Below are 20,885 nucleotides of genomic sequence, written 5' to 3'. Positions count from 1 at the left end.
TGTTTGGTACAATAATCATGTAATAAATTCGTAACAATTCATTAGATTATGTAGTTGTTCTGTAACAAAGATGATATTTAATCTATCAGATATCATTTCAAGACAGCTATAAACATCGAAAGGAATAGTCAACCATGAATAAAAAGTATAAAATTACAACCTTGCTTGTAATTGGCATGTGTTTCTTCATCACAATGATGTTAGCAGATGTTTTCTTACTACAAAAGAACCAGTTAAAAAATAGAGATAAGAAAGTTTTTGCAGCAGACTATGAAAAAGAGAGTACAAGTGAAAAGCAGGAAGAAATTTTTACTTCAGTATTACTTAATCTTGAAGATATTACAGATACGAAAGATATAAATTCAGAAGAATTCGTTAACTTTCGTATGAGAGCTGTCTTAGAGGATAAGACAATAGATGATACTTACACAAACAATGAAGAACAAAATAATACCGATAACGAACAAACAACAGAAGTTGCTTCTGATGCAAACGAAGGAATAAGCTTAGCTTCCAGTGAAGATGAAATGGAGATTGGTCTTTTATCATTGGATACCGAAGAAACACCAGAAGAAGTAGAAGAAGTTGTAACCTTTGATAAAGTAATTGCAAATGTAAATGAATCTTTAAACATCCGTAAAGAAGCATCTTCAGATTCAGAGGTGGTTGGTAAATTAAATAAAAATGCATATGCAAAGATTATAGAACGTGGAGAAGAATGGACTAAAATTTCTTCAGGTAATGTAACTGGATATGTCAACAATGATTATTTATATTTTGATCAAGAAGCAATTGATCAAGCTACAAAACTTGCAGCTTTTAAAGTAAAAATTACAGCTGGTAAGGTGAATATCCGTAGTGAAGCTAGTACAGATAGTGAAGTTCTTGGAGAAGCAAAACAAGACGAAACTTACGTATTAAAAAGTGATTTATCTACTCCAGGTTGGGAAGCAATTCAATATGGAGAAACAGGTGTTGCTTATATCACTAGCGAATTTACAGAAGAAATTTTTGATTTAGACAAGGCTGTATCAAAAGAAGCTGAAGAAAAAGCAAAGAAAGCGGCAGAAGTTTCTAAATCCCTTGAAAATGCTAAAAAATATAAACCAGAAACAACAAATCGTGCAGCGATAAAAGCTACAGATGAAGAAATTTATTTAGTAGCTACAGTTGTTGCTATGGAAGCACTTGGAGAATCTTACGAAGGTCAACTAGCAGTTGCTAACGTTATTGTAAATAGATTATTAAGTGGTCATTGGGGCAACACAATTGAAGATGTTATCTATGCTCCTGGTCAATTCTCTGGTGCTAACTCAGGAAGAGTAGAAAAATTCAAATCTAAAGTAACAGAAAGCTGTAAAAGAGCGGCAGTAGAAGCTCTTGCAGGCAATAACAACATAGGAAATTATATGAGTTTTATAATGAAGAGTAGTGCTAAATATTCATCTTACTCAAAATACTATGTTCTTGGATGCCATGTTTTCTATACAAGATAATTAAAATCATAATAAAAAAACGTATTATTTCGTTTAAACTATTTGGGTTAAACGAGATAATACGTTTTTTTGGCTCTGTGTCACTGTTGGATTGCGGGTGTGCTAGGATGTATCCTAAACAGACTAAGGAAATCAAAGATTTGCATCATTCAATTGACTATCTAACATATTTCTATTTAAATTGCTACATATATTCTTAGGCAATACTCCAAATTCATTTTTAAAAGATTTTAAGAAATTAGAGTAATCTGAAAATCCACTGCTTATAAAAGCTGCTCGTACATTGGAACCGCTAATTAATAAAGATTTTGCTATAATTAAGCGCTTTTTCATAATGTATTGATAGATTGTCATTCCAACATTTTTCTTAAATAATCGACATAAATGATATTTACTTAAGTAAAACTTTTCGGCAATGTCATCCAGGGAGATTTGATCATGAAGATTGTCATTAATATATTTAATTATATCATTTATTCTAGGATCATACTCCGATGAACCTTCTGATTCGTACTGATTATCCATACTTACACGATTTAAATAAATTAGTAATTCGGTCAAGTAACTCTTTTGTAATAACGAATCGCCAAATTTACTATTTGAATTTGTTACTACAAGATTTGAAAATAAATTTGATATTAGCGTATGCATGGAACTAGAAGGTCTTAGTACATGATTATCACCTTGAGATACTTGTTCAAATAAAGATGATAAATTAACAAAATTATCACTTAGCTCCTTAATAAACTTAGGATGAATCCATAATACGTATCGTTCATATGGCTTTGAGGCATCCAGGATAGGTTTATGCATTTCTTTATTATGGGTTACTAAAATATCTCCTGGTCTTAAATTATAAACAGTACCTTCAATCATATATCTTAAACGTCCAGATACGAAATATAATATCTCATGATAATCGTGATTATGGTAAGTTATATGAAAAGGTGTTGTAGTTATAAGATAATTTAGTTCAAAATTTGGGGATTCCATATCATATCTAACAACAAAATTAGATGAATTGTTCATAAATATTGCTCCTTCATGAATTAATATATCCATATTAACATATATGAGCAAGAATTACCACATAAAATAGCAATATATATAAGGCATTAGTAAATATTAAGTGATATAATTTTAACATACTTAAATGATTTACTTACAAAAAGTACTTATACCATAGAACTTGTGACAATTATCTTGTGAGTGTTTGGATAAAAGCTTTGAAATTATTTATGTAAAATTAAATGGTATGAAGGAGTGAAAGACAATGAACCAATTTGGCATGAAAGACAAGCTTGGTTATATGTTTGGTGATTTAGGAAATGATTTATTTTTCTTGCTAATATCATCATATTTAATGAAGTATTACACAGATATTCTAGGAATATCTCCTGCAGCAGTTGGAGCATTGCTGGTCGTTGCTAGTATATGGTATGCATTTTCAGATGTTATTTGGGGACGAGTAATCGACTCAAGAAAGGCAACAAAGCAAGGAAAGTTTAGACCTTGGATTCGTAGAATGTCATTGCCACTTGTAATATTTGGCTGTTTAATATTTTTTGGATTACCGATTCAAAAAATGCCAGGAATCACAGGAACTGCTTTAATGTTTGCTATTTACCTTATTTGGGGAACAATTTATAGTTCAGTAAATATTCCATATGGTTCAATGGCAGCAGTTATTACAAGCGATCCAGTGGAGCGCTCTAGCCTATCAACGTTTCGTAGTATGGGTGCTGCAATCGCAGGTATTTTTATTGGTTTCATTGTTCCAATGTTTTGCTTTGTTGAAAAAGAAGTAAACGGAACGACTGTACGTGCACTAGATAAGACACATATGCGTTATACAGCAATTGCATTTGCTATCGTAGCATTTATTTGCTATATGATTTGTTATAAAAGTTCTACAGAGCGCATTGTTACAACAGAAAAAAATGAAAAAGTAAAATTATCAGCAACATTAAAAGGCTTAAAAAATAATAGAGCTTTATTGGCAATTATCGCTGCAGCTATTGTGTTGTTATTATCATCTTTATTAGGTACAGGTCTTAATAGTTATTTATTTACAGATTATTTTAATAATACAACTGCATTAACCGTAGCGTCAATCATACAACTTGGTACACCTCTTGTTATAGCACCTTTTGTTGGAGGCATTATTAAAAAGTTTGGTAAAAAGGAAGCTGCCTCTGTTGCAATGATTTTAGCAGCAGTTATCTATTTCATATTGTTTTTATTACCAATAAAAAATCCAGTGATTTATATCTCTATTATGTTCTTTGGTGCAGTATGTAGTGGTTTTTTCACAACAGTAATATGGGCATTTATTACAGATGTAATAGATTATCATGAATTTGTAACAGGAACAAGAGAAGATGCAACAATTTATTCTGTGTATTCCTTTGCACGTAAGATTGGACAAGCAGCAGCAGGTGGACTTACAGGTTTTGCACTAGGTGCAATCGGTTATGTTTCTGCTAAAACAGGAGAGGCTGTAGTACAAACTCCTGAAGTTGCACAAGGAATCAAGAATATTGCAACTTTAGTACCTGCGATTTGTTACGCACTTGTTGCTCTTATTTTAATATTCTGGTATCCATTGGGTAGAAAAAAATTAGAAGAGATAAATAAAAAATTAAGAAGCAATAATTAATTAGAATTATCAATAAATTTAAGAAAGAAGGGAATAACTTATGAAATTATCTTTTAGATGGTATGGTGAAGAAGACCCAGTTAAGATTGAATACATTAGACAAATACCTAAAATGAATAGTATCGTTACTGCAGTATACGATGTTGCAGTTGGTGAAGTATGGAGCGAAGAAAGCATTAAAAAATTAAAAGACAAAGTTGAAAGCGCTGGTCTTGCATTTGATGTAATCGAAAGTGTTCCAGTACATGAGGATATTAAGTTAGGTAAAGATACAAGAGATAAATATATTGAAAATTACAAAGAAAATATTAGAAGACTTGGTAAATATGGAGTTAAATGCATTTGCTATAATTTCATGCCAGTTTTTGATTGGACAAGAACACAGCTAGATAAAGAATTAGAAGATGGTTCTACTGCATTAGTATACTACAAAGATCAAATCGAAAAAATGGACCCTCTTACTGGAGAATTATCTTTACCAGGTTGGGATTCTAGCTACAAAAAAGAAGATTTAAAGAAATTATTTGATGATTATTCAAAAATTACAAAAGAAGATTTATGGTCCAATCTAGAATATTTCCTTAAAGAAATAATTCCAGTAGCTGAGGAAAGTGGCGTAGTGATGGCTATTCACCCAGACGATCCACCATTTGATATCTTTGGTTTACCACGTATTATAACATCAGAAGAGAATCTTGATAGATTTGTTAAATTAGTAGATAGCAAGAGCAACGGAATTACTCTTTGTACAGGTTCCTTAGGATGTGTAAAATCCAATAACATCTATTCTATGATTGATAAGTTCTCTAAGATGGGACGTTTACATTTCATGCATGTAAGAAATGTAAAAATCTTAGACGATGGAAGTTTTGAAGAAAGCGCTCACTGCTCCGATTGTGGTTCTTTAGATATGGTAAAAATTATGAGTATTCTTCACAAAAATAATTTTACTGGTTACTTAAGACCTGATCATGGAAGAATGATTTGGGGCGAAACAGGAAAACCAGGTTACGGATTATATGATAGAGCACTTGGTGTAAGTTACCTAACAGGTATTTGGGAAACTTTAGACAAGATGAAAGAACAATAAAATTTTATTTATAGCATGTTAGTTAGTATATAGATAGAAGTAAATAATAGTAAACATTTTAATCTGGCAAAAAGCACAGAATGTGCTTTTTCCAGGTTTTAAAAAAGCCGTAAGTGGCATCATGGAGGTAAGTATGAAAAATCCAATCAATATAGATTTAAATAATAAAGTAGCAGTAGTTACTGGTGCAGGTGGTGTATTATGTAGCATGTTTGCAAAATCACTTGCTAAGTGTGGAGCAAAAGTTGCTCTTTTAGATCGTAATCTTGAATCCGCTGCAAAGTATGCTGAAGAAATCGTAGCAGAAGGCTATGTGGCAAAAGCATACCAAGTAGATGTATTAAATAAAGAAAGCTTAGTAAACGCAAGGGAAGAAATTAGAAAAGATTTAGGAACTTGTGATATTTTAATTAATGGAGCAGGCGGTAATAATCCACGTGCAACAACTACAAAAGAATACTATTTCGATGGTGATTTAGAAAAAGATCTTGTAACATTCTTTAATTTAGATCCAGCTGGTGTTGAATTTGTATTTAACTTAAACTTCCTTGGAACTTTAATACCATCACAAGTATTTGTTGAAGATATGTTAAACAAAGAAGATGCAACAGTTATTAATATTTCTTCTATGAATGCATATACTCCATTAACAAAAATTCCTGCATATTCAGGAGCAAAAGCTGCGATTAGTAACTTTACACAATGGATGGCAGTACACTTTGCTAAAACAGGCATTCGTGTAAATGCAATTGCACCAGGATTCTTCTCAACAAAGCAAAACGCAGCATTATTATTCAATGAAGATGGAACTCCAACAGAAAGAACTGGAAAGATTTTAGCTGCAACTCCAATGGGACGTTTTGGAGAATCAGAAGAATTACTTGGAGCATTATTATTCTTAGTTTCAAAAGAAGCTGCTGGCTTTATCACTGGCGTTGTAATTCCAGTTGATGGCGGATTTAGTGCTTATTCAGGCGTATAAAAATTAGAATAGATAGGTAACTGCGAAATCATAAATAGAACAAATCATAATTTCGCAATGTATTAAAGTTACAGAAAGAGAGTGTGGACTATGCTATATCCAATTTTAAATGAATCGAGAAACTTAATCGATTTATCTGGTGTTTGGGAACTAAAACTTGATGACGGTACAGGTTTTGATAATGAATGGTATGCAAAAAAACTTGATAATCCTTACAATATTGCAGTACCTGCATCTTATAATGATCAAGTAGAAGATGTAAACTTCCGTGACCATTATGGTTATGTATTTTATCAAAGAAGCATTGCAATACCAAAGATAATTACATCTGAACGTGTAGTATTAAGATTTGGTGCAGTAACTCATTATGCAAAAGTATATTTAAATGGTAAATTAATTAAGGAACACAAAGGTGGATTCTTACCATTTGAAGTTGAAATCAACGAGTATATCAAAGCAGGAGAAAATCTATTAACAGTTGCAGTAGATAATGTTATAGATTTAAGTACATTGCCAGTAGGTAGTGAAACTGGTGGAAATATGTTAGGTTCTGCACTACCAGCTATGCCAGGGGTAACACCTAAAAAAGAAAATGCTCCTAACTTTGACTTCTTTAATTATGCTGGTATTACTAGACCAGTTAAAATCTATACAACACCTAAGAACTATATTAGCGATATTACAATTACTTCAAAAGTCGATGGCAAAGATGCAGTAGTTTCTTACGCAGTTGAAACAGTTGGAGAAGGTAATGTATCTGTTGAGATTATAAATGAAGATGGTGTTGTTGTAGGAACTTCCAACGGAGCAACTGGTGAAGTAAAAATTAATGATGTAACATTATGGCAACCATTAAATGCATATTTATATACAGCAAGAGTAAGTTTTGGTGATGATACTTATGATCAAACATTTGGCGTTCGTACCATCGAAGTAAAGGGAACAAAGTTCTTAATCAATGGGGAACCATTTTACTTTAAAGGTTTTGGTAAACATGAAGACTCTAACTTCCGTGGAAGAGGTATTGATGAGGTTCTTAATGTAAAAGATATTTCCCTTATGAAATGGATGGGAGCAAACTCCTTTAGAACTAGCCACTATCCATATTCAGAAGAAATGATGAATTTATGTGATCGTGAAGGTATCGTGGTAATTGATGAAACTCCAGCCGTTGGTGTTACAATGAACTTTGGTGCAACAAAAGGACCAGTACCAGTAGATAGCTTTAAAATATTAAGAACACATGAACATCACCATGATGTTATTGTAGATATGATTGCTAGAGATAAAAATCATCCATGTGTAGTTATGTGGTCTCTTGCAAATGAAAGTGATACAATCACCTTCCCAGATAGTGCATATGAATACTATAAACCACTTTATGACTTAGCTCACGAATGTGACCCAGAAAGCCGTCCTGTAACTATTGTAGGTGTTCAAATGGGATACGAAGGAGATAAGACATTACCAATGACAGATGTTATCTGTTTAAATCGTTATTATGGTTGGTACATCTATGGTGGTGACTTAAATGCTGCAAAACAAGCACTTCAAATAGAATTTGATTATTGGAAACAATATAATAAACCACTTATGTTTACTGAATACGGTGCAGATACTGTAGCAGGTTTACATTTAACAACACCAACTATGTTTACTGAAGAATATCAAGTAGATTATCTTGAAGCAAATCATGAAATCTTTGATAAGACTGATTTCTTTATCGGTGAACAAGTATGGAACTTTGCAGATTTTGCAACAATCCAGGGAATCAACCGTGTAGATGGTAACAAAAAAGGTGTATTTACTAGAGATAGACGTCCTAAATTAGCTGCTCACTACTTAAAACGTAGATGGAGTGAAATCCCTAATTTCGGATACAAGGAAAAATAATTACTAAGTATAAATAAGTAAAAAATTAATGGTATAAATAATTAATAAGTATAAATAGATAATGAGTATAAATGTTTAATTGGTTTAAATTATAAATATGAGTACTTAATAAGTATGTATGAATAAGTAATAAGAATGGGATTAAAAAAGTAAGGCAATTCATTTTTGAATTAGCCTTACTTTTTTACGTTATAAGTATAGTTTTCAATGGAATTGGATATAAATGAGAAGGAGTGAGTTTATACAGATTAATGAAAATTTGAAAGGCAGGATATACGATGAAACAGTTATTATGTATTGAAAAAGTTGTTGGTAGGGAAATCATGGATTCTAGAGGAAATCCAACCGTAGAGGCTGAAGTTGTAATAAGCGATGGTAGTAGTGGAACGGCTGCAGCACCGTCTGGAGCATCCACTGGGGCCTTTGAAGCAGTGGAATTAAGAGATGGAGACCAAAGTAGATATCTTGGAAATGGTGTTTTAAAAGCAGTGGAAAATGTAACAAACGAAATTTCAGAGGCTGTTTATGGTAGAAACCCGCTAAATCAAGTAGAAATTGATGCGGCAATGATTGCTGCGGATGGTACAGATAACAAAGGTAAATTAGGAGCCAACGCAATTTTAGCTGTTTCATTAGCAACGGCAAAAGCAGCTGCAGTTGCTGTTGGACTTCCATTATATCAGTATCTTGGTGGTACAAACGCTAGAACATTACCTGTACCAATGATGAATATTATCAATGGAGGAAAACACGCAGATTCAAGTTTGAATATACAAGAGTTTATGATTATGCCAGTTGGAGCAAAGTCATTTAAAGAAGCACTAGAACATAGTGCAACGGTATTTCATACTTTGAAAAAGTTACTAAAGCAGGATGGCTATGTGACAGCAGTTGGAGATGAGGGTGGATTTGCACCTAATTTTAGTTCGGATGAGCAAGCATTACAATATATTGTGGAAGCCATTAGAAAGGCAGGATACAATCCAGGAGATGATTTCTTAATTGCTATGGATGCAGCAGCGACAGAAATGTATGATGAGGCCAAAAAGATCGGAAAAGAAGGGGATTACCTATTCTGGAAATCTGGTGAAGTAAAAACTGTAGATCAAATGATTGATTACTGGGAAGGACTTTGCAATAAATATCCGATTATATCCTTAGAGGATGGTCTTGCGGAAGAGGACTGGGAAGGCTGGAAGAAGCTTACCGAACGTTTGGGAAAACGTATTCAACTCGTTGGTGATGATTTGTTTGTTACTAATACAAGCCGAATCTCAAAAGGAATTCAGATGGGAGTATCAAACTCAGTATTAATTAAGTTCAACCAAATAGGAACATTAACGGAAACCTTAAATGCCATTGAAATGGCAAAGAACGAACGCTGGACTGCTATTATTTCACATCGCTCGGGTGAGACAGAGGATACAACCATTGCAGACATTGCGGTTGCTATGAATGCTGGTCAAATAAAAACTGGTGCACCTTCAAGAACGGATCGTGTTGCAAAATATAATCAATTATTAAGAATCGAACAACAATTAGGTAAATCGGCAATATATCCAGGAAAAAATGCCTTTAAAGTAATTTAATAAATAAGGAGGAGATTTAATCTCCTCCTATTTTAGTTGCTTTGGTTATGTTACAAGTAGAGTATTTTACAATATTTCCGCTTTCCATATGTATCGTTTCTTTATTACATAAGTCATGGTCCCTTTGGTAGGTCGTATTATCATATATAACAAAGCTTTCTCCTAAGGTAATGTCATATGGAAGAATAGGTGTATAATCTTTTGAATCAGTTAAATCCATATTCTTTCACATCCTGTTCTACAATAACTATCAATTTGGTAATTGTATTTTACTACTTCCCTTCGATGATTACAAGCAGTCTATTGATAATTTAGATAGGCAAAATGTCTCATTTGTTATCGTCTCTTTCTTGTATTATGAAACAAATAGAGTTATAATTTTGTAGATGGCAAGTATAAGCCGTAGGTTATTGTTTAGTAGTGTGAAAAGAGGGATGACATGACAGAAAAGATTTCAGAAGATATATCAATGGCAGTCTTAGAGTTAATAGAAACAGCGAATCTTAAAAAGAATGATATACTAGTAGTTGGATGTTCAACAAGTGAGATTATGGGACATAAAATTGGCTCAGAATCTGTTCTTGAAGTAGCAGGAGCAGTATTTGCTGGTATCTATCCAGTGTTAGAGGAAAAAGGAATCTTTCTTGCAGCACAATGCTGTGAGCACTTAAATCGTGCAATTATACTAGAAGAGGAAGCTGCAAGATATTATCATTATGAGGTTGTAAATGTAAGACCACAAATAAAGGCTGGTGGAGCTTTTGCAACGGTTTGTTATGATGCATTTCAGTCACCAGTAGCAGTTGAAGAAATCAAGGCAGATGCTGGAATGGATATCGGAGATACTTTAATTGGAATGCATTTGAAAAAAGTAGCTGTTCCAGTTCGTTTACAGATAAAGACTATTGGATTGGCGAATCTTGTATGTGCAAGAACAAGACCAAAGTTTATCGGTGGAGAAAGAGCTTGTTATAATAAAGAGATAATGTAGATATTTTCAAGTATCTATAATGTAAAAGAGAGTTATAGGTTTGCTTTAATAAATTTAATAAACAAGATATTTTGTATGTTATGTATCTTTAGATAACTATACGTAAGAACAGGTTTCTTGTGAATTTATTAGAAGGGGTTATCACAGAATAGAGTTTTATTTCTCTATTCTGTGATAACCCCTTAATTATTAAAATTTATGTGATACTAGTTTTTGTAATTCTACAATAACAATTGGAACAAATGCCAAGGCAAATACAATACCCCATTGTAACACCGAAAGAGGGACTACATTAAACACTTCGGCAAGTGGATGAAATGAAATTACAATCACTTGTAGGAATGTACATACAACAAAGGAATATACCATCTTTTTGTTAGAGAATATACCGATTTTAGAGATGGAATGCTCGCTTCTCATATTAAACGCATGGAAAAGTTGAGATAAGCTTAAAACAGCAAAGCACATTGTTTGATTTCCAATTATGTAAGCAATAAGTGCAAGGCAGCCTATCATTGCACCTTCAAATATTATTTTATAGACTAAGCCATCAGAAAACATGCCTTTTTTCGGCGAAATCGGAGGCTTTTGCATGATATCATCTGGTGCTCTTTCCACACCAAGAGAAATTGCTGGTAAGGAGTCAGTAACTAGATTTACCCATAATAATTGAACGGCAACCAGTGGGGTAGGCAATCCAAAGAGTATAGCAACAAAAATAGTAATTATTTCTCCGATATTACTAGAGAGTAAAAAGTGGATGGACTTTCTAATATTATCGTAAATTCCACGCCCCTCTTTTACTGCGGAAACTATGGTAGCAAAGTTATCATCCATTAAAATCATATCGGCTGCATTTTTAGCAACGTCTGTACCAGATAAGCCCATTGCACAGCCAATGTCAGCTGCTTTTAGCGCAGGAGCATCGTTAACACCATCACCTGTCATTGCAACGACTTCGCCGCGATTTTGCAATGCTTTTACAATACGGACCTTGTGTGCTGGAGAAACTCTAGCAAAAACTCGGTATTGGTATATATTATCTTCTAATTCTTTTATGGAGAGTTGATCGATTTCTTCACCAGTAATGGCAGGTTTTTTTAAAGTATCCTTACGACCTTTTGTACCAAGTGTTTGTGTTACAGAACAATTTTTAAAATTCATATACTCAGCTTCAGTAAGAATCCCAAGTTCTCTTGCAATTGCACAAGCCGTAGAAACATGGTCACCAGTAATCATTACTGGGGTAATGCCAGCACTCTTACATACTGCAACAGCATCCTTAACTTCTTCACGAGGTGGGTCAATCATACCTAATAGTCCAATGAGCGTTAAGCCAGATTCAAGGTCTTTTGAACTAGTTGGAGTTTTACTTAAGTCTTTATATGAGATTGCAATAACACGTAATGCCTCTTCTGTAAGAGCTAGATTAATATTGCTAAGCCTAGTTCTATGTGCTTCTGTCATTGGAATAACCTTGCCATTGCTATAAATAAAGGAGCATTTTTTAAGTAATACATCAAAAGCACCTTTTGTAATAGAACGACAGGAACCGTCTTGTTTCGCATGTACTGTGGTCATTAATTTTCTAGTAGAATCAAAAGGAATTTCATATACTCGCTTATTTTTTCGTTCTAACTCAGATTTTATTAATCCGTTTCTTGCTGCTGCAAGTACGAGGGCTTTTTCGGTGGGTTCCCCTAAAACTTCATTACTTTTTTTCTGCATCTGTGCATCGTTACAAAGAGCAGCATGTTCTAGTAGGAAGTGGGCTAAGTTTGTTCTTTCATCTAATATCCCTTCAAAAGAAGCTATTTTAGTTACCGTCATGACATTTTGAGTGAGAGTTCCTGTTTTATCGGAACAGATAAAGGTTGCACTTCCAAGGGTTTCAACAGCGGGCAGTTTTCGAATAATGGCTTTCTTTTTCGCCATGCGCTGTACACCAAGTGAGAGCATAATTGTTACAATTGCTGGTAAGCCTTCTGGGATTGCTGCAACTGCCAAACTTACGCTGGTCATGAACATATCAAACATAGGGCGCCCTTGTAAAGTACCAAGTAAAAATATGATGACACATATTGATAAAGCAGCGATTCCAAGTGCCTTTCCTGTTTTGGCGAGACGTCTTTGCAAAGGAGTTTCTTTCGCATCATCCTCCATGATCATTTTTGCGATGTGACCAACTTCTGTACCCATCCCAATGTCAGTAACGACAGCTAAACCTCTACCATATGTAATAATTCCAGTAGCGGAGACCATGTTTTTACGATCTCCTAACATCGTTCCTTCTTTCAGTACGAGATCAGCATTTTTTTCAACGGGATGAGATTCTCCCGTAAGAGAAGATTCATCTACTTTTAAATTGATGGCTGTAATAAGTCTTGCATCAGCAGGGACATAATAACCAGTTTCAAGATGGATGATATCTCCAGGTACTAGATCTCTTGCAGGAATTGTTGATTGTGTGCCATCTCTTATAACCATTGCATTTGGGGCTGCCATTTTTTTAAGAGCTTCTAATGAGCGTTCTGCTTTTGTTTCTTGAATAACGCCTAATAATGCATTCACAATGATAATAGCAAAAATAATCAAAGGATCAACGAAATCAGCTTTGCCCTCTAGTAAGGAGACAATGAAAGATATAATTGCTGCAACAATTAAAACAATAATCATAAAGTCAGAAAACTGCGATATAAAACGTACGAATATACTTTTCCCCTTCTTTGATTCTAAGAGGTTATATCCATATTCATACTGTCTTTTTTGTGCTTCTTTTGTGGTAAGACCTTGCTCCTTTGAAGTTTTTAGTTCGCTTAGAGCTTTGTCTATGCTTAAGGTATGATAGCGCATGTAATCACTCCTGTTCTTTGTAAATTTCGTTGTTTGGCAAGGATTTTCACACAATATAGGTAAGTTGCATAATGTAGTAAATGGATTTCAAACAGGAAATTAAATTATTCTACCATGACACTACATGTGTTTTATAAATCCCCCTTCTAGCCTAATATATGTTTCAAGAAACAAAAGTATGAGACATGAGATAGAAATAAAAAGGAAAAGCTAACAGAGTTCATAATAATACAGATTATGTAAAACAATATTGATATACTATACTATATATAGTAGAATATATATTTAGAGCATATATTGTGTCTATTAAAAATGTATGCTTATTTTATGTAACTTACTGTAGTTATAACGAAAGAATAAAGAGGTGGAATAATGACAGAAGAAAAATCACAATTAGAGACAAAACCCATTGGGAAATTATTATTTAGTCTAGCAATTCCTGCGGTTTTAGCGCAACTCGTTAACTTACTTTATAATATTGTCGATCGAATTTATATCGGACATATGGGAGAAGGTAGCGAGAATGCATTAGCTGGTGTTGGTGTAACCTTTCCAATTATTTTATTGATCTCTGCTTTTGCAAGTTTAGTGGGTATGGGTGGTGCTCCACGAGCTGCCATTATGATGGGGAAAAAGGATAATAAAACAGCAGAAAAGATTCTAGGAAATTGTATTACTATGTTAGTAATGATTTCCATTGTATTAACAATTTTCTTTTTTCCAACAAAAGAATGGATTATTCTTAAGTTTGGTGCAGATAGTAATTCCTTGCCTTATGCAAATAGCTATTTAAGTATCTATTTAATTGGAACAATATTTGTACAATTTGCAATTGGCTTAAATACATTTATCACAAGTCAAGGTTTTGCAAAAATTGGTATGGCTACCGTATGTATTGGAGCTATCATTAATATAGTGTTAGATCCAATTTTTATTTTTGTATTTGGTATGGGTGTACAAGGAGCTGCGCTTGCAACAATTATTAGCCAAGCAGTTTCTGCTATTTGGGTCGTTGGATTTTTATGTAGTAAAAAAAGCTATTTAAAAATTAAGAAAGAGAATTTGAAATTATCAAAAGCTATTGTGATGCCAATATTGGCACTTGGCGTTTCTCCTTTTATCATGCAGTTTACAGAGTGTCTTGTACAATTAATTTTTAATAAAGGAATGTTACATTACGGAAGTACGAAAAATGTAGCTGTAATGTCTGTGTTATTTAGTATTATGCAATTAGTTTGGTTGCCAATGCAAGGTATTGCACAAGGTGCTCAACCAATTTTAAGTTATAATTATGGTGCAAGAAACATAAAGCGTGTGAAAGAAACATTTCGATTATTATTTATCGCATCATTGATATATTCAATATCATTAATTTTACTAATTGAGGTATTCCCACAATTATTTATTCGTATGTTTACTCCAAAAGAAGAATTAATTGCAATTGGTGTACATGGTATACGAATTTTTATGATTGGTATGGCGATTATGGGAGCTCAAAGCGCATGTCAACAAACATTTTTAGCGCTTGGGCAAGCAAAAATATCAATGTTTTTAGCACTGTTACGTAAAGTAATCTTAATTATTCCACTAGCTTTGATACTTCCAAAGATAGGGAACTTAGGTATTGAAGGTTTATATTTATCAGAGCCAATCTCTGATGTTATTGCAGTAATAACTACGGTAACTATGTTTTTTATTGCTAGCAAAAAACTATTTAAAGAAGCTTAATCCTTTTTTGAAATACATAATTTTTTTATAGGATATTATGCCTTATAAATTAATTTAAAAATAACAATGAAGGTCAAGGTATTATATGATATTTACAACGAAGAAGTTAGACCCGAAATATAACAATACCAGTGTTTTTCATTTAGCATTGTTTTCATTAAATACAGCAGCAGCAACGCTTTTTTTAGCCTTAATGGAATATACAACTTATTTTGTAAATGGTGTAATCGGCTTAGCAGTTGTTGCAGCGTCAATCGTGTTAACAGGATTACGGATATTTGATGGCTTAATTGATCCAATGGTTGGCTATATTGTAGATCAAACGAAAGGGAGATTTGGAAAGTTTCGTCCCTTTATGGTCATTGGAAATATCATGATGGCAATCAGTACATTGTCTATGTTCTTTTTTAGTAAAGAATTACCGAAGATGCTTAGACTTCCAGTGTTTGTATTTCTTTATATTATATTTGTTATTGGATATACGTTTCAAATGATCGTAGCAAAATCAGGTCAGACTGTTATGACGAACAACCCTAAAATACGACCACTATCGACGTATTTTGATTCTTTATTTACGACCTCTTGTTATGGTGGAACGGCATTGTATGTCTCGTATTACTTAATACGTAAATACGATAGCTTCACAAATGAAAAATTATATCAAGAGTTTTGCATTAGCGTTGTTATAATATCAGCGTTATGTACAGTTCTTGCTTTATTTGGTATATGGAAGAAAGATAATGAAAAATATTATGGGGATCATGCGGCGACTAAAAAAATAGGTATTAAGGAATATGCGACGGTTCTTAAAAAGAATAAACCAATACGAATGCTAGTTATCGCTGCCGCAATTAATAAATTTGCTGCAATGGTATACAGTAATATTACAGTTGGGGTTATGCTTTTTGGAATTATGATGCATAATTATGATATGTATGGCCAAGTGGGACTAGTTACAGCAATACCCAATTTACTGGTTGTATCTATAGGTGTTTTGATTGCACAACGAATGGGGCAAAAGCAAGCCTTCACAATTTTTACATGGTTGGCGGTTTTATTTCAAATATTCATGACAGGAGTTCTTTTAAATAATAATTTAACTTCCATAGGGCTTACTAAGTTTAATTTAATTTCTGTTGCATTCTTTGTAATTTTTATTTTGTTAAATGGTTGTAAGGCGGTTAGTAATAACATTGTAGTACCAATGATTGCAGATTGTTCTGATTATGAGGTCTATCGTAGTGGATTATACGTACCAGGGTTTATGGGAGCATTATTTTCCTTGGTGGATCAAGTGATTTCAGCATTAGGAACAGCTTTTGTTGGTATCCTAGTTGCAGTTATTGACTTTCATAATAAACTGCCACAAGTGGATGATGTTTTGACGACTCAAATAAAGGTAGTAACTATTATATGCTATTGCATTGTGCCAATCCTAGGTTGGCTAGCATCTTTATATACTATGAAGCATTATGAACTAGATAAGGAGAAAATGCGGGAGATTAATCATAAGCGTTTTCATTTACACAAAAAATAACTTCATTCACGCAAAAGGTATTGTCTTCCTTTTATATTTGCTATATGCTAGTGTTAGAAGTTGCGAAAGAAACTACGCTCGTTAGCCGTAAATAGCGGCTATCTATCTCACATAATATGAAAGGAAGTGATTGTATGGAGGCATTGTACTGGTTAATAGCTTTGGCGGTTCTTTTAGTAATCGAGATATTCACTCTGGGGCTAACTACAATTTGGTTTGCCGGTGGCGCGTTAATCGCATTTTTTGCTTCGTTGCTTGGAGCAAATCTGTATATTCAGATTATACTTTTCTTTGTTGTATCGTTTTTAATGTTGTTCTTTACTAGACCTGTCGCAATTAAATATGTGAATAAGGAACGAGTGAAAACAAATTATGAAGGGTTAATAGGAAAAATTGTTAAGATAACAAGCAAAGTAGACAATTACAATCAAACTGGAACCGCTGTAGTAAATGGAACAGAATGGACAGTGAGATCAGATGATGATGATAAAATAATTGAAGCGGGCACAAAAGTTAAGATTGTTGATATCGTTGGAGTTAAATTGATTGTTGCTGAGTATAAGGAGGAATTGTAATATGGGAATAGGAACATATCTATTAATTGCATTAATTGCAATTATCTTAATTATTGTAGCATCTTGTATTAAAATTGTACCACAAGCACAAGCATATGTTGTAGAACGATTAGGTGGCTATCAAGGAACCTGGGGTGTAGGTATTCATTTTAAGGCACCATTAATTGATAAGATAGCAAGAAAAGTTATTTTAAAGGAACAAGTAGTTGACTTTGCTCCACAACCAGTAATTACTAAGGATAATGTAACTATGAGAATTGATACTGTCGTATTTTTTCAAATAACAGATCCTAAATTATTTGCTTATGGTGTAGAAAATCCTATTATGGCAATTGAAAATTTAACAGCTACTACATTACGTAATATCATTGGTGATTTAGAGTTAGACCAGACATTAACTTCAAGAGAAATCATTAATACAAAAATGAGAGTATCTCTAGACACTGCAACAGACCCTTGGGGTATTAAAGTAAATCGTGTTGAATTAAAGAATATTATACCTCCAGCTGCAATTCAAGATGCAATGGAAAAGCAGATGAAGGCAGAACGTGAACGAAGAGAAGCAATTCTTCGTGCAGAAGGTGAAAAGAAATCAACTATCTTAGTAGCGGAAGGTAAAAAAGAATCCGCAATTCTTGAAGCAGAAGCAGAAAAAGAGGCAGCAATCCTTCGTGCAGAAGCAAAGAAAGAAGCAACAATTCGCGAGGCGGAAGGTCAAGCGGAAGCTATTATTGCAGTTCAAAAAGCAAATGCAGATGGTATTAAGATGTTAAATGAAGCTGCACCACAAAATGCAGTAATTCAGTTAAAGAGCTTAGAGGCTTTTGCAAAAGCAGCAGATGGCAAGGCAACAAAGATTATTATTCCTTCAGAGATTCAAGGAATTGCAGGGCTTGTGAAAGGATTAGCTGAAGTTGGGAAAAATGACTAAGGTAACAGCTTAATAGTTTAAATATTTTAATAATGACTGTAGGAGATGACACGATGTTTGATATATTGATTTTAGAGGATTCTATTGATACGAAAAATGCATTAGAAGCAATCATAAAGCCATGTTCATCAGAGATACGTGTCTTCTTCGCAGCGAACTTAAAACAAGCAGAAGAATTGCTAGACGAGCAAGACTTTTGTTTGTTTTTTTTAGATGTTAATTTATCAGGCAATAACATTGCAGATGCATCTGGTATAAAATTTGCAAAGTCATTGCGTAAACGTACGCAATATGAGTTTACACCAATTGTATTTGTTACTTCTATGTTAGAGTTTGAACTTTTATCTTATCGTGAAACACAATGCTACCGCTATATTATAAAACCGTTTCATGATTCAGAAATAAGAGAGTTAGTGTTAAAAGTAATCAATAATCAAAGGCAAAAAGAACATCCACAAGTAATTGTTAAAAAAGATGGAATTAATTATAGTCTTAATATTGATGAAATCATTTATATTGAAGCGATGCCACGAGGAATAATCATACACCTTATAGATGAAGCCCTAGAAGTGAAATATTTGTCCATTAAGCAGATGATGGAAAAACTATCGAATGAACATTTTATACAGTGCCATCGAATGTGTGTAGTGAATGTGAGCTATATCGATTATGTAGATCAGGTTAATAGGGTAATTAAAATGAAAGACAATTATGGAACGGTGGATATTGGAGTAACCTATAAGGCGGAAATCAGGAGATTTGTACATGAGTGAACTTCTTGACTTAAAAACATGCATTATTTTAGGATTTGTATTTCTTTTAATTCTCACATTTTTCATTGCGTGGAAAAGTAGAATGAAAGTATTTCAAAAACAATCAGAAGAACTTCGCATGTATTTAATGTATGCGAAGCCACTAGAGGAATTTATACGAGATATACGTGCGAAACAGCATGAGTTTGATAATCACTTAAATGCAATATTAAATATGCATGTAACAATTGATAACTACGATGAACTTGTTGCTTATCAAAAAAAGTATATTCATGACTTAGCCACCAATCGAGACAACAGCTATTTGGGCTTGCTTAAGATAAGCAATAAAGTTATTGCGGGTTTTATTTATAGTAAATTAAAATCGGTAGACAAAAATATAAACATTGATTTGTATGTTGGAAATAAAGAAATCTTTACAAATGTGCCTGAAAAAGAAATTATAGAGGTAATTGGAACCTTAATGGACAATGCATTTGAAGCATGCAAAGATGAAAATAATCACATTAAAATATATTTGACCTCAGAGAAGGACAAACTTGTTTTTGTCATTAAAAATGAACATGAAAAAATCCCAATATCCGAGTTGGCGCAGTTATTTGAGCGTGGATATTCGAAAAAAACAAATGGAATGAATCGCGGATTTGGATTATATAATGCGAAAAGCATTGTTAATGAGTGGAATGGGGAAATATTTGTTGAAAATGAAGAAGTGGATGGAAAAAACTTTTTAAGCTTTCGGGTAGAACTTTAGTAGGCTTGTACGATTTCTTATATTCTAAATTTGAGTCACTTGTACAAATAATATGAATTTTGTATCCATTTCAATGCTTGGTGCATACGTTGTAAGTAACATCAAAAGTAAGGGGCATAGTAAAATAGCAATTTAAAAATATTGCTATGATGCTAACGTCCCTTTTCGAGGGTTTATGCTTATTTCAATGGTATTACTTGCTTTTACTTTAAGTATCGATGCATTAGGAATTGGAATTGCTTATACGATAAGAGGCGTATATATTACCAATCCAGCAAAACTTATTATTGGAGTTGTTTCTATTGTAGTCATGAGAATATCTGCACTATTCGGAGCTTACCTTCATCATCTTTTTCCTGGAAAGGTTACGGTATATTTTGGTGCTGCCATCCTCATTGTCATGGGTATTATATTCATTGTAAAAAGTTTTAATACTTCAGATGATATTCCATATGATTTAGATCATTCTAGTTCTATTGAGGGAAAAGAAGCTATTTTACTTGGTATTGCTTTGTCAGCGGATTCAATTAGTGCAGGAATTGCGATTGCATCACTTGGTATTTCTGGTTTAGGAATTAGCCTTATGGTAGGTGTGCTACAATATTCATTCCTTGTTTTAGGTAAAGTTTTAGTTACTAAGGTTAAAAGGATAAAAACGCTCAATGGTAAAATGTGCAGTATTTTATCCGGAATTATCTTTATAGGTATCGCGGTTGCTAGGCTGATTTCTTCATAAGGGTGGTAGATTCATGAATTAAGTATATCTAAGTCGAGGGGAATTCTTAGTTTTGAGCCAACGGCTTATGGGCATTCATATAGTATATATTTATGATGTGTCCTCCGTGTTAATTCATATTTTAGTTCCCAAGTTTCGACTAAGATATACTCGTATTTCATGAGTAAATAATACAGTAGTTAATATATTAGAATACTCCATAGCCCTTAATTAAATGTGATAATTCAATAGTAAAAATCCAATAACTCAAATTAATAGCAAATTAAAAATGAAGTTAAAATCAATAATTCAGCAATAT

Annotated in this window: 17 protein-coding genes; 14 read left to right on the top strand and 3 right to left on the bottom strand. The window is 33.3% G+C overall.

What is annotated here, in order from left to right:
• Positions 1–134 precede the first annotated feature (134 nt).
• Positions 135–1,496, top strand: coding sequence for a cell wall hydrolase (locus tag BN4220_RS04825; RefSeq protein ID WP_066714286.1), 1,362 nt, complete (start codon positions 135–137; stop codon positions 1,494–1,496).
• Between the two features lie 132 nt (positions 1,497–1,628).
• Here BN4220_RS04825 and BN4220_RS04820 read toward each other — a convergent pair whose 3' ends face one another.
• Positions 1,629–2,525, bottom strand: coding sequence for an AraC family transcriptional regulator (locus BN4220_RS04820; protein ID WP_066714284.1), 897 nt, complete (start codon positions 2,523–2,525; stop codon positions 1,629–1,631).
• A 244-nt stretch (positions 2,526–2,769) separates the two neighbouring features.
• Between BN4220_RS04820 and BN4220_RS04815 the strand changes: the two genes are divergently transcribed.
• The 5 genes from BN4220_RS04815 to eno all read left to right on the top strand — a co-directional run bounded on the left by BN4220_RS04815 (position 2,770) and on the right by eno (position 9,709).
• Positions 2,770–4,155, top strand: coding sequence for an MFS transporter (locus BN4220_RS04815; protein ID WP_066714280.1), 1,386 nt, complete (start codon positions 2,770–2,772; stop codon positions 4,153–4,155).
• A 40-nt stretch (positions 4,156–4,195) separates the two neighbouring features.
• Positions 4,196–5,245 (top strand): mannonate dehydratase, encoded by a 1,050-nt coding sequence (gene uxuA, locus BN4220_RS04810; RefSeq protein WP_066714279.1) that lies wholly within the window; start codon positions 4,196–4,198, stop codon positions 5,243–5,245.
• A 133-nt stretch (positions 5,246–5,378) separates the two neighbouring features.
• Complete coding sequence (locus BN4220_RS04805; protein WP_066714277.1) at positions 5,379–6,227, top strand: SDR family oxidoreductase; 849 nt, start codon at positions 5,379–5,381, stop codon at positions 6,225–6,227.
• A gap of 90 nt (positions 6,228–6,317) precedes the next feature.
• Entirely contained in the window at positions 6,318–8,120 is a 1,803-nt protein-coding gene (gene uidA / locus BN4220_RS04800; protein ID WP_066714276.1) for a beta-glucuronidase, read from the top strand.
• A gap of 278 nt (positions 8,121–8,398) precedes the next feature.
• The gene (gene eno / locus BN4220_RS04795; RefSeq protein ID WP_066714274.1) at positions 8,399–9,709 is read left to right on the top strand and encodes a phosphopyruvate hydratase; all 1,311 of its coding nucleotides are present in this window, start codon (positions 8,399–8,401) and stop codon (positions 9,707–9,709) included.
• A gap of 16 nt (positions 9,710–9,725) precedes the next feature.
• Here the strand turns inward: eno and BN4220_RS04790 are convergent, their stop codons facing one another.
• Positions 9,726–9,929 (bottom strand): hypothetical protein, encoded by a 204-nt coding sequence (locus tag BN4220_RS04790; protein ID WP_066714272.1) that lies wholly within the window; start codon positions 9,927–9,929, stop codon positions 9,726–9,728.
• A 219-nt stretch (positions 9,930–10,148) separates the two neighbouring features.
• Between BN4220_RS04790 and BN4220_RS04785 the strand changes: the two genes are divergently transcribed.
• Positions 10,149–10,700 (top strand): TIGR01440 family protein, encoded by a 552-nt coding sequence (locus BN4220_RS04785; protein WP_066714269.1) that lies wholly within the window; start codon positions 10,149–10,151, stop codon positions 10,698–10,700.
• Between the two features lie 189 nt (positions 10,701–10,889).
• Here the strand turns inward: BN4220_RS04785 and BN4220_RS04780 are convergent, their stop codons facing one another.
• The gene (locus BN4220_RS04780; protein WP_066714267.1) at positions 10,890–13,553 is read right to left on the bottom strand and encodes a cation-translocating P-type ATPase; all 2,664 of its coding nucleotides are present in this window, start codon (positions 13,551–13,553) and stop codon (positions 10,890–10,892) included.
• Between the two features lie 372 nt (positions 13,554–13,925).
• On the opposite strand from BN4220_RS04780, the gene BN4220_RS04775 reads away from it, so the two are divergent.
• From BN4220_RS04775 to BN4220_RS04745, 7 genes are all read left to right on the top strand, one after another.
• The gene (locus BN4220_RS04775; protein WP_066714265.1) at positions 13,926–15,281 is read left to right on the top strand and encodes an MATE family efflux transporter; all 1,356 of its coding nucleotides are present in this window, start codon (positions 13,926–13,928) and stop codon (positions 15,279–15,281) included.
• An 85-nt stretch (positions 15,282–15,366) separates the two neighbouring features.
• Positions 15,367–16,818, top strand: a complete 1,452-nt coding sequence (locus BN4220_RS04770; RefSeq protein WP_066714263.1) for an MFS transporter — start codon at positions 15,367–15,369, stop codon at positions 16,816–16,818.
• Positions 16,819–16,952: 134 nt separating this feature from the next.
• Positions 16,953–17,393 carry an NfeD family protein gene (locus BN4220_RS04765; RefSeq protein WP_066714261.1) on the top strand — a complete coding sequence of 147 codons (441 nt, stop codon included), beginning with the start codon at positions 16,953–16,955 and terminating at the stop codon, positions 17,391–17,393.
• 1 nt (position 17,394) lies between these two features.
• The gene (locus BN4220_RS04760; RefSeq protein WP_066714259.1) at positions 17,395–18,324 is read left to right on the top strand and encodes an SPFH domain-containing protein; all 930 of its coding nucleotides are present in this window, start codon (positions 17,395–17,397) and stop codon (positions 18,322–18,324) included.
• A gap of 53 nt (positions 18,325–18,377) precedes the next feature.
• Positions 18,378–19,097 carry a LytR/AlgR family response regulator transcription factor gene (locus BN4220_RS04755; RefSeq protein ID WP_066714257.1) on the top strand — a complete coding sequence of 240 codons (720 nt, stop codon included), beginning with the start codon at positions 18,378–18,380 and terminating at the stop codon, positions 19,095–19,097.
• Positions 19,090–19,851 carry a sensor histidine kinase gene (locus tag BN4220_RS04750; protein ID WP_066714255.1) on the top strand — a complete coding sequence of 254 codons (762 nt, stop codon included), beginning with the start codon at positions 19,090–19,092 and terminating at the stop codon, positions 19,849–19,851. Before BN4220_RS04755 ends, BN4220_RS04750 begins: the two co-directional genes overlap by 8 nt.
• Positions 19,852–20,026: 175 nt before the next feature.
• A complete protein-coding gene (locus BN4220_RS04745) occupies positions 20,027–20,587 on the top strand; it encodes a manganese efflux pump (protein ID WP_066714253.1) in 561 nt (186 codons plus the stop codon).
• Positions 20,588–20,885 lie beyond the last annotated feature (298 nt).

Source organism: Clostridium sp. Marseille-P299 (assembly GCF_900078195.1).
GTDB lineage: Bacteria > Bacillota > Clostridia > Lachnospirales > Lachnospiraceae > Lachnoclostridium.
The sequence above is the reverse complement of the archived record's forward strand: the minus strand, read 5'-3'. Positions and strand labels throughout refer to the sequence as shown.

What these genes read in the sequence shown, in the direction of transcription:
- BN4220_RS04825 (WP_066714286.1), top strand. Translation starts at nt 135, where the DNA reads ATGAATAAAAAGTATAAAATTACAACCTTGCTTGTAATTGGCATGTGT.
- BN4220_RS04820 (WP_066714284.1), bottom strand. Translation starts at nt 2,525, where the DNA reads ATGAACAATTCATCTAATTTTGTTGTTAGATATGATATGGAATCCCCA.
- BN4220_RS04815 (WP_066714280.1), top strand. Translation starts at nt 2,770, where the DNA reads ATGAACCAATTTGGCATGAAAGACAAGCTTGGTTATATGTTTGGTGAT.
- uxuA (WP_066714279.1), top strand. Translation starts at nt 4,196, where the DNA reads ATGAAATTATCTTTTAGATGGTATGGTGAAGAAGACCCAGTTAAGATT.
- BN4220_RS04805 (WP_066714277.1), top strand. Translation starts at nt 5,379, where the DNA reads ATGAAAAATCCAATCAATATAGATTTAAATAATAAAGTAGCAGTAGTT.
- uidA (WP_066714276.1), top strand. Translation starts at nt 6,318, where the DNA reads ATGCTATATCCAATTTTAAATGAATCGAGAAACTTAATCGATTTATCT.
- eno (WP_066714274.1), top strand. Translation starts at nt 8,399, where the DNA reads ATGAAACAGTTATTATGTATTGAAAAAGTTGTTGGTAGGGAAATCATG.
- BN4220_RS04790 (WP_066714272.1), bottom strand. Translation starts at nt 9,929, where the DNA reads ATGGATTTAACTGATTCAAAAGATTATACACCTATTCTTCCATATGAC.
- BN4220_RS04785 (WP_066714269.1), top strand. Translation starts at nt 10,149, where the DNA reads ATGACAGAAAAGATTTCAGAAGATATATCAATGGCAGTCTTAGAGTTA.
- BN4220_RS04780 (WP_066714267.1), bottom strand. Translation starts at nt 13,553, where the DNA reads ATGCGCTATCATACCTTAAGCATAGACAAAGCTCTAAGCGAACTAAAA.
- BN4220_RS04775 (WP_066714265.1), top strand. Translation starts at nt 13,926, where the DNA reads ATGACAGAAGAAAAATCACAATTAGAGACAAAACCCATTGGGAAATTA.
- BN4220_RS04770 (WP_066714263.1), top strand. Translation starts at nt 15,367, where the DNA reads ATGATATTTACAACGAAGAAGTTAGACCCGAAATATAACAATACCAGT.
- BN4220_RS04765 (WP_066714261.1), top strand. Translation starts at nt 16,953, where the DNA reads ATGGAGGCATTGTACTGGTTAATAGCTTTGGCGGTTCTTTTAGTAATC.
- BN4220_RS04760 (WP_066714259.1), top strand. Translation starts at nt 17,395, where the DNA reads ATGGGAATAGGAACATATCTATTAATTGCATTAATTGCAATTATCTTA.
- BN4220_RS04755 (WP_066714257.1), top strand. Translation starts at nt 18,378, where the DNA reads ATGTTTGATATATTGATTTTAGAGGATTCTATTGATACGAAAAATGCA.
- BN4220_RS04750 (WP_066714255.1), top strand. Translation starts at nt 19,090, where the DNA reads ATGAGTGAACTTCTTGACTTAAAAACATGCATTATTTTAGGATTTGTA.
- BN4220_RS04745 (WP_066714253.1), top strand. Translation starts at nt 20,027, where the DNA reads ATGCTTATTTCAATGGTATTACTTGCTTTTACTTTAAGTATCGATGCA.